5 protein-coding genes are annotated in these 6,679 nt (G+C 65.2%); all 5 read left to right on the top strand.

The genetic code is table 11. The annotated features are described in order from the left end of the window. Window positions 1-15: 15 nt before the first annotated feature. The 5 genes from GZ092_RS19625 to GZ092_RS19605 all read left to right on the top strand — a co-directional run bounded on the left by GZ092_RS19625 (window position 16) and on the right by GZ092_RS19605 (window position 6,677). The gene (locus GZ092_RS19625; RefSeq protein WP_293638849.1) at window positions 16-810 is read left to right on the top strand and encodes a pseudouridine synthase; all 795 of its coding nucleotides are present in this window, start codon (window positions 16-18) and stop codon (window positions 808-810) included. Window positions 811-934: 124 nt separating this feature from the next. Continuing rightward, the gene (locus GZ092_RS19620) at window positions 935-2,284 is read left to right on the top strand and encodes an alpha/beta hydrolase (RefSeq protein WP_293638841.1); all 1,350 of its coding nucleotides are present in this window, start codon (window positions 935-937) and stop codon (window positions 2,282-2,284) included. A gap of 197 nt (window positions 2,285-2,481) precedes the next feature. Then, window positions 2,482-4,371 (top strand): molecular chaperone HtpG, encoded by a 1,890-nt coding sequence (htpG, locus tag GZ092_RS19615; RefSeq protein WP_293638840.1) that lies wholly within the window; start codon window positions 2,482-2,484, stop codon window positions 4,369-4,371. Between the two features lie 246 nt (window positions 4,372-4,617). Then, complete coding sequence (locus GZ092_RS19610) at window positions 4,618-6,126, top strand: L,D-transpeptidase family protein (RefSeq protein ID WP_293638847.1); 1,509 nt, start codon at window positions 4,618-4,620, stop codon at window positions 6,124-6,126. Beyond that, on the top strand, window positions 6,123-6,677 hold the full coding sequence (locus GZ092_RS19605; RefSeq protein ID WP_293638839.1) for a DUF882 domain-containing protein: 555 nt from the start codon (window positions 6,123-6,125) through the stop codon (window positions 6,675-6,677). The genes GZ092_RS19610 and GZ092_RS19605 overlap by 4 nt, the downstream gene beginning before the upstream one ends. The last annotated feature ends 2 nt before the right edge of the window (window positions 6,678-6,679 follow it).

Genomic DNA, 6,679 nt, shown 5'->3' with positions numbered 1-6,679 from the left:
CCCGCTTCCGGCGCCGTGCGTGTACGCGCCGTGCCGGCCGACGCCAACGCCCCCGCACCAACGGTCCGCCTGAACAAACGCATGGCCGACCTCGGCCTGTGCTCGCGCCGCGAGGCCGACGACTGGATTGCCCGGGGCTGGGTGCGCGTCAACGGCGTGCCCGCCGTGATGGGCCAGCCGGTAGCTGTCAACGCGCGCATCGACGTCGCCCGCGAAGCCGAACAGCAGCAGCGCCAGCAGGTCACCATCCTGATCAACAAGCCGGTCGGCTACGTCAGCGGCCAGGCCGAGGACGGCCACGAGCCCGCCGTGGCGCTGGTGCAGCCGGAAAACCGCTGGCGCGAATGCAACAGCCGCATGCGCTGGGGCTTCGAGCAACTGCGCGGCCTGGCGCCGGCCGGCCGTCTTGACATCGACTCGATTGGCCTGCTGGTGCTGACGCAGGACGGCCGCGTGGCGCGCCAGCTCATCGGCGAAGACTCTGAGATGGAAAAGGAATACCTGGTGCGCGTGAGCTACGGACCTGAAAATATCAACGTACAGGCGGCGTTTCCGGCTGAACGGCTGGCCATGCTGTGTCACGGGCTGAGCCTGGACGGCCAGCCGCTGCGCCCGGCGCAGGTCAGCTGGCAAAACCCCGAGCAGCTGCGCTTCGTGCTGAAAGAAGGCAAGAAGCGCCAGATCCGCCGCATGTGCGAGCAGGTCGGGTTGTTTGTCACCGGCCTGAAGCGCGTGCGCATCGGCCGCGTCAACCTCGGCCACCTGCCGATTGGCCAGTGGCGCTACCTGGCACCGCACGAACAGTTTTAAGCTTTTTATTGATGAAATAGACGTTTTCCGCATATCCGGCAAGCGCTATAAGCTATTTAATTCATAGCAAAAAACGGCTGCGAACCACTGGCGCAAGCCGGGCAAATTTTGCACAATCGGGGGCATGACCACCTCCACCCCGGCGGGCAAGGCCCGATTTTCAATGCCTTCGCTGCCTGCCGACCTGCATCTTTCCGACATCCAGGGGCTGGCGCAACTGGCCACCCAGGCCACGCTGGGCGTCACCGGGCTGGCCGAAAACGTCCAGGGCAATGTGTACCGGGCGGTGGCTTCCCTGTTGGGGCCGCTGGGGTCAAGATTCATCCACAAGGCGCCCGGCGGCAGCGGCGTCAGTCCTGGGGGGCTGACCGGGCTGGTGTACGGCAGCGTCCGGGGCGTGACGCGGCTGGCCGGCGGTGCGGTCAATGCCGTGCTGGCAGGCGCGGCGCCGCTGGCGGGGAAAAAGACTTCCTCACGGCGTCGCGAGGCGATGCTTTCGGCACTCAACGGCGTGCTGGGCGACCGGCTGCTGGAAACCGCCAATCCGCTGGCGCTTCCGATGAGCCTGCGCCAAGAAGGCCAGACCCTTGTGCTTGAAAAATCAGCACTGGCGCAGCGCCTGCCCGGCGCTACGCCCAAGCTGCTGGTGCTGGTTCACGGCCTGTGCATGAACGATTTGCAGTGGCGTACACAGGGCGCTTCAGGCTCGTTGCTGCCGGCGCATGACCACGGCCTGCATTTGGCGGCGGAACTCGGCTACACCCCGCTTTACCTGCATTACAACAGCGGCCTGCACACCTCGGCCAACGGCCGGCAACTGGCCGATTTGCTGGAGCAGCTGACGGCCGCCTGGCCGCAGCCGGTGCAGGAACTGACGCTGTTGTGCCACAGCATGGGCGGCCTGCTGGCGCGCAGCGCCTGCCACCAGGCTGAACAGGCCGGCCACGGCTGGCGGTCGCAGCTCAAGTGTATGGTGTTCCTGGGCACGCCACACCACGGCGCACCACTGGAGCGCATCGGCAGCTGGGTCGATACGCAATTGCACCGGCAGGCGCTGACCCGCCCCTTTGCCAGCATCGGGAAAATCCGCAGCGCCGGCATCACCGACCTGCGACATGGCAATGTGCTGGAAGCCGACTGGCAGCATGCCGGCCGGTTTGACCGCGCAGTCGATACCCGCGAGGCGCTGCCGCTTCCCGCTGGCGTGGCCTGCTACGCCGTGGCAGCCACCACCGTGTCACACGGTGCCGGGCCGCTGCAGTCGGCGCGGCACGCGCTGAGCCACCGGCTCGTGGGCGACGGCCTGGTGCCGCTGGAAAGCGCATTGGGCGTGCATGAAGAGCCTGGCCGCTGCCTGGCGTTTGCGCCTGAAAACCAGTGGATTGCGCACGGCATGAACCATCTGGAGCTGTTGCGGCGGCCCGAGGTGACGCGGCAACTGGTGCAATGGCTGGGCACGGCTGCTTCGCCCTGAACCATGGGCACCCGTTGAGGTGCTATTTAAAGAATAGCTACAGATGTCGGCTTGCATTGCGCGAGTGGCATTTTTTGCAGGAAAAACGAGGTGGCCCGTGCTGCGGCTGCGGCCGTTGGCTGGTGCAGGGTTGAAAATAGCGGGTTGCGGGCGCATCTGTTGCGCTGTCTTTTCCTCATCCTGACTGACCTAAACCCATGCAAAAACAAACCCGTCCCTTTCAAGCCGAAGTCGCCCAGCTCCTCAAGCTGGTCACCCATTCGCTCTACTCCAATCCCGAAATTTTTCTGCGCGAGCTGATTTCCAACGCGTCCGACGCTTGCGACAAGCTGCGGTTTGAGGCGCTGAATGACGCCGGCCTGTACGAAAACGACAGCGAACTGAAGGTGCGCGTGAGCTTCGATGCAGCTGCCAAGACGCTGACCATCACCGACAACGGCATCGGCATGTCGCAGCAGGAAGCGATTGACCACCTCGGCACGATTGCCAAGAGCGGCACGCGCGACTTCGTGTCCAGGCTCTCGGGCGACCAGCAAAGCGACTCGCAGCTGATCGGCCAGTTCGGCGTCGGTTTTTATTCGGGCTTCATCGTTGCCGACAAGATCACGGTCGAGAGCCGCCGCGCCGGCCTGCCGGCTGCGCAGGGCGTGCGCTGGGTCAGCGACGGCACGGGCGAGTTCGAGGTCAGCGAGATTGAGCGCGCGGAGCGCGGCACCAGCATCACGTTGCACCTGAAGGACGACGCCAGCGAATATTTGAATGCCTGGAAGCTGAAAAGCATCATCAACAAGTATTCGGACCACATTTCCCTGCCCATCCTGATGGAAAAGGAAGAATGGAAAGAGGGCGAGAACGATCAGCCCGGCGAGATGGCCAAAACCGGCGAGTGGGACACCGTAAACCAGGCCGCTGCCCTGTGGACCCGCCCCAAGAAGGACATCACGCAAGAGCAGTACGACGAGTTCTACAAGCAGATCAGCTACGACAGCGAAGCACCGCTGGCCACCACGCACAACCGCGTCGAAGGATCGACCGAATACACGCAGCTGCTGTTCATCCCGGCCAAGGCGCCGATGGACATGTTCAACCGCGACAAAGCCGCTGGCGTCAAGCTGTATGTCAAGCGCGTCTTCATCATGGACGACGCGCAGGCGCTGCTGCCAAGCTACCTGCGCTTTGTGAAAGGTGTGGTCGATTCGTCTGACCTGCCGCTGAATGTGTCGCGCGAACTGTTGCAGGAAAGCCGTGCCGTGAAGGCGATCCGTGAGGGCAATACCCGCCGCGTGCTGTCGATGATCGAAGATTTGGCGAACAGCGAGCCGGAAAAATTCAAGACCTTCTATGCCGAATTCGGCGCCGTGCTGAAGGAAGGCCTGGGCGAGGACCATGCCAACCGCGAGCGTCTGGCCAAGCTGCTGCGTTTTGCCAGCTCCACGACCGACACCACCAGCGTGAGCTTTGCCGACTACAAGGCGCGCATGAAGGACGGCCAGGACGCGATCTACTACATCACCGCCGACACCCTGGCCGCCGCCAAGAACAGCCCGCAGCTGGAAATCTTCCGCAAGAAGGGCATCGAGGTGCTGCTGATGGCCGACCGGGTCGATGAATGGGCGCTGAACTACCTCAACGAGTTCGACGGCACGCCGCTGCAGTCGGTCGCCAAGGGCGCTGTTGATCTGGGCAAGCTGCAGGACGAAGACGAGAAAAAGGCCGCCGAAGAAGCGCAGACGCAGTTCAAGCCGATCCTGGACAAGCTGAAGGAAGCGCTGAAGGACAAGGCGTCTGACGTTCGCGCCACCTCGCGCCTGGTTGATTCACCGGCCTGTCTGGTGGTGCAGGACGGCGACATGTCCACGCAGTTGGCGCGCATGCTCAAGCAGGCCGGCCAAAGCGTTCCCGAAATCAAGCCGATCCTCGAAGTCAATGCCCAGCATCCGCTGGTGAAAAAGCTCGAAGCCAGCAGCGAGCTGCCCGGTTTTGATGACCTGGCCAACATCCTGTTCGACCAGGCACTGCTGGCCGAAGGCGGCATGCCGGCTGATCCGGCGGCCTATGTGCGCCGGGTGAATGCCTTGCTGGTGTGATGCCGTAATGCCGTAATTGCAGGCTGACCTGAACGGGTCGGCTGCCGAAAGTCCCGCAGCTAGCCCCTGCGGGACTTTTTTCGTTGCGAGGAGGAGGCCGGCCACAAGCCGCCGACTTCTTCGCATGGCCGGACATGGCGCCCACCCTTTTTCAGCGACCGATAATGGACGATGAACATGAAGAACTGTCTGTCATCGGTGTTTTGTCGCGCGGCCTTCGTGCTGTGGCTGTGCTGCGGCACCTCCATGGCGGCGCAGCAGGGTGTCCGCTGGTTTGACGGCGACAGACCCGGTGCCCAGGCGCACGAGGCAGTTGCCGTGCTGGCCGCCGCCGCAAGCCATGGACTGGCGCCGCAGGACTACAGCGCCGGCGCGCTGGAACAGGCGATGGCCCGGGCGGCACAGGGGCCGCCGCCCGATGCCGCCGCAATGGCGCGCCTGGAGCAGGCGCTGACCACGGCGATGGAGCGCTACCTGGCCGACGTCCACTCGGGCCGCGTCGATCCGCAAAAGATTCACCACAACTTCAGCCCGCCAGAGCGTGAGCCCTTTGATGCCAGCGCCTACCTGCAGGCAGCGCTGTCGGCAGGACGGCTTCGGGACGCGGCGTCCGAGGCCGCGCCACGCCTGCCGATCTACGCCAGCCTGCGCGAGGCGCTGGCCGCCTACCGCACGCGTGTCGATCATGCCGGCTGGCGCAAGCCGCTGCCGCCGCTGCCGGGTGGCAAGGCGGCCAAGCTGGCGCCGGGGCAGGCTTATGCGGGGCTGGCTCCGCTGGCCGAGCGGCTGGCCGATCTGGGTGACCTGCCGCCTGGCCTGCCGCTGCCGGCGCGCTACGAGGCGCCGCTGGTCGAGGCGGTCAAGGCCTTTCAGCTGCGCCACGGCCTGGCTGCCGACGGCGTGCTCGGCAAGGCCACGCTGGCGCAGCTGCAGGTGACGCCCGCTGTCCGCGTGCGCCAGATCGAACTGGCCCTGGAGCGACTGCGCTGGACGCCCTTGACGCAGGGGCCGCGCATGATCGTCGTGAACATCCCCGAGTTCGTGCTGCGCGCCTACGAAGTGCAGGACGGCCGCATCCAGGTACAGGAAGAAATGAAAATCGTCGTCGGCAAGGCGCTGGACACGCGCACGCCCCTTTTCGACGAGGACATGCGCTTCATCGAGTTCAGCCCCTACTGGAACGTGCCGCCGTCGATCGCCCGCGCCGAAACCGTTCCCCGGCTGCGGCGTGACCCGGGCTATCTGGCGCGGCAGGAGATGGAGTTCGTGTCGGCCGGCGGCCGCGTGGACCGGACCGTGTCGGCCGGCTTGCTGGACGCCGTGCTGGCCGGCAAGGCGCGCATACGCCAGCGGCCGGGGCCGAACAATGCGCTGGGCGACATCAAGTTCGTGTTTCCGAACCAGGACAACATCTACCTGCACCACACGCCGGCCACCGAACTGTTCCAGCGCGAGCGGCGTGACTTCAGCCACGGCTGCATCCGCGTCGAGCATCCGGTGGAACTGGCCAAATTCGTCCTCAAGGGTATGCCGGAGTGGACGCAAGACCGCATCCAAAAAGCCATGAGTCGGGGTGAATCCGCTACGATGCGGCTGACCGAGCCGGTTCCGGTGCTGATTGCCTACGGCACCACGCTGGTCAAGGACGGCCGCACTTTTTTCTTTGACGACCTCTACGGGCTGGACCGGCTGCTGGATGCAGCCCTGCGCCAGCATTCGCAAACGCTGCCGACTGTCTATGGAGACACCCCATGACCCATCCCAAAATCCCGGCCCGCCGCCACTTCCTGCGCCAGACGGCCGGTTTTGCCGCCGCCCTGCCAGCCCTGGCCGCGCCTGGCGCCTGGGCCTCCGTGCCCGATGCGCGCGAGTTGGCTCTGGTGCATACCCATACCCACGAGAAGATCGACCTGGTGTATGCCAGCGGCGAGCGTTATGTGCCCCAGGCGCTGGGCTGGCTCAACCGCTTCCTGCGCGACCACTACACCGGCGACATCGGCGTCATTGACCCTCAGGTGTTCGACCTGCTGTACCGGGTGCAGCAGGCGCTGGGCAGCAAAGGCGCTTTCGAGGTGATCTCGGGCTACCGATGTCCGACCACCAACAGCCGCCTGCGCCAGACCCGCAGCGGCGGCGTGGCGACCAAAAGCCTGCACATGGAAGGCCGCGCGATTGACGTTCGCCTGCCCGGCGTGCCGCTGGCCGATCTGCACCAGGCGGCCCTGTCGCTGAACGCGGGCGGCGTGGGTTTTTACCCGCGCGACCAGTTTGTGCACCTGGACACAGGCCGCGTTCGCAACTGGTGACG

The sequence above is a fragment of the Polaromonas sp. genome, from assembly GCF_010365105.1.
Lineage (GTDB): Bacteria > Pseudomonadota > Gammaproteobacteria > Burkholderiales > Burkholderiaceae_C > Polaromonas.
Note: the sequence above shows the minus strand (reverse complement) of the source record. Positions and strands in the feature narration are given on the sequence as shown.

Bases quoted from the DNA above. Each gene is read 5' to 3' on its own strand.
- GZ092_RS19620 (WP_293638841.1), top strand. From the start codon at position 935: ATGACCACCTCCACCCCGGCGGGCAAGGCCCGATTTTCAATGCCTTCG.
- htpG (WP_293638840.1), top strand. From the start codon at position 2,482: ATGCAAAAACAAACCCGTCCCTTTCAAGCCGAAGTCGCCCAGCTCCTC.
- GZ092_RS19610 (WP_293638847.1), top strand. From the start codon at position 4,618: ATGGCGGCGCAGCAGGGTGTCCGCTGGTTTGACGGCGACAGACCCGGT.
- GZ092_RS19605 (WP_293638839.1), top strand. From the start codon at position 6,123: ATGACCCATCCCAAAATCCCGGCCCGCCGCCACTTCCTGCGCCAGACG.